2 protein-coding genes are annotated in these 2,254 nt (G+C 44.6%); both read right to left on the bottom strand.

Going from position 1 to position 2,254, the window contains the following annotated elements; translation table 11 throughout:
* A partial coding sequence (locus tag C7B77_RS28620) for a DUF2996 domain-containing protein (protein ID WP_106313067.1) occupies nucleotides 1-476 on the bottom strand: 476 nt, incomplete at its 3' end.
* 315 nt (nucleotides 477-791) lie between these two features.
* Nucleotides 792-2,177, bottom strand: a complete 1,386-nt coding sequence (locus C7B77_RS28615; RefSeq protein ID WP_106313070.1) for a DUF2330 domain-containing protein — start codon at nucleotides 2,175-2,177, stop codon at nucleotides 792-794.
* Nucleotides 2,178-2,254: the final 77 nt, after the last annotated feature.

Here is a 2,254-nt window from a genome sequence, read left to right as displayed (position 1 = left end):
ACTCCAGACACCATCAGATCGAGAGTAATTTTGCGTTCGTCGATTAAGAAGGCTTCGAGCGTGCTAGCTTGATGTCCGCCATCGGTGCAAGAAAATGCCCGCGCGCCTTGAATATTATCCTCGAATAAATAGACGTTAAATTGGCGGTTGCCGTCACTCCAACGACCGATGACTTGAGAACACTCTGGCTCGGTTTCATAGCCCTTAATGGCTATTTTTGCCCGCTCTAGAGCGATCTGGAGATCGGTGACTCCTTTGTCGGCGAGAGCTTGGGTGAGGGCGGGAATGTAGTCTTGTTGGATAAATTCAGCAAAGGGCTTGGCTTCAACTGCGGGGGGTTTTTCCTTCTTGGGAGGCACCTTTTTTTCGCCGCTGGGCGGTGCCGCAGAGTCAGTTGCAGGTGCTTCCTCAGCGGCTGGTTTAGCTTTTTTCCCTGCGGCTGCGGGAGCTACATTTTCTGCGGATTCTTCTACCATATCGATCGCCTACACTGCCTTACAGAGAACTTTCCATTCAATTTTACCGCAAGCATTGCTAGGGCGATCGTTTGTTGTTAGATAGGGAAAAAGCAGGGAGGCGGAGAACACTGATGTCAACTCAAGCAAATCGTGGGTGCTCCTCGTTTTATTCTCCCGTCCTAATCCCTAAGCTTGGTGTCGCTTTCATTAAGTTGAAACGAATGCTCTGACTTGTGCCGAGTGAAGTCGAGGTGTGGATACCTAGGGTATCCACACCAAGCACTAGTACATTTAGATTATCTTGTCTTGTCTCAGATCTTGCACCAGTAATGATTATTTATCGCTCCAAACATTGCGCCAAAATGGAGTATTGCCATCAGCTTTTTTGGGCTGAGTAATGGAGAAGTCCATCTTGGTGTAGATATCGCGAATACTCCAGCCAGTTAGATTGGCTAAAGTGCCCGCTTCTTGCTCCAATCTCGCTTGGAGAGTCTGTTGATATCTTTTACCAGCGTCACAATTGAGATTGCCTTTAAATGGATGACGCATCACATAACGACCTTGAAAATTTTCTTGGTTGCCAGTTTCTTGAAACATTAAATCTTCAGGGAATTTATTACGAGTATAACGAACGTGAATCCGTGTAATGAAAGTACCGCTTGACGCCATCGGGCGACGCGATCGAATTATCGGCTGGCTCGATGTATTGCCATCATTACCCCAAAATACACCAGCTTCTTTTAATTCGGTTTGATTTGGCGGTTCGCTCGAACAAGGATCGCAGTTAGATACATTCCAAGCGTATTCCAAGAAGGCCACTTTTTTCTGTTCGCGCTCGTAGATGCGTTGAAACGTTGCTTTATAAAAATCTCCAAACTCTGACTTAACAAACACTGGAACTGGTTTATCGGTTGGGACTTTTACAGTCCGATAATTTGTCAATTCGACTCGTCCTTTAGGAGAAAGTACATAAACAACTAAATCTTGCTCGCCGCGAGAATTAATCATCCCCAAGCGGATCGGGAGCATAAATTTAGGCGATTCGTAAGCGATTTGCAGCGGACGCAGTACTTGATAGCCAGATTTATCGAATTCTTTGAGATCGATTTTGGCGACAAAGAATTTGAGTTTCTGTTTGATGTATGGACTTAGTAATTCGCTCGCACCTTTAGGAATATTATAGCCATTTTGCCGCAGCCATGTTTCTAAACCATCAGATTGCTTGGCACTAAGAACGACAATATCATACTCATTTACTTTAAAAGTATCTTCGACTGTTACGCCTAAATTGCCTCGAACTTTTCTAGCTCTTTCGATAGGTGCAGCCGCCGACGGTACTGCTCTACTATCTGCTGCTGATTCATTCAATTGTGTAGTCGCGCAAGGATCGGGATCGAAATACTCGACTAGTCGCGGTTGACTGAAGGCATCTAATTTTTCGATCGTAGTGCGTTTGCCAACGTGGACTTGTTCTTTTTTAATTGCAACTGGAACTGGTACCACCATTGCAAAATCTTTGATGGCTCCTTGGAAATCGTTTGCCATTGTTAAAATGGTTCGATCGCCATTACGTGCGATGATTACTTGCGATGCTTTATTAAATAATTTGGCATCAGCTCCACCGACATAAAAACCACAAAAAGCCATTGCTTGAGTCGCACAGGCAAGGACGAGAATACAAGCAAGGCAGAAGCTAATAATAATTTGAGATATCTTCATTAGGGGATAGTTGATAGGGGATAGGGGATAGTGGATAGTGGATAGTAAATAGTGGATAGTGGATAGTGGATAATCGA

It is taken from the genome of Chamaesiphon polymorphus CCALA 037 (assembly GCF_003003845.1).
GTDB classification, from domain to species: domain Bacteria; phylum Cyanobacteriota; class Cyanobacteriia; order Cyanobacteriales; family Chamaesiphonaceae; genus Chamaesiphon; species Chamaesiphon polymorphus.
Note: the sequence above shows the minus strand (reverse complement) of the source record. Positions and strands in the feature narration are given on the sequence as shown.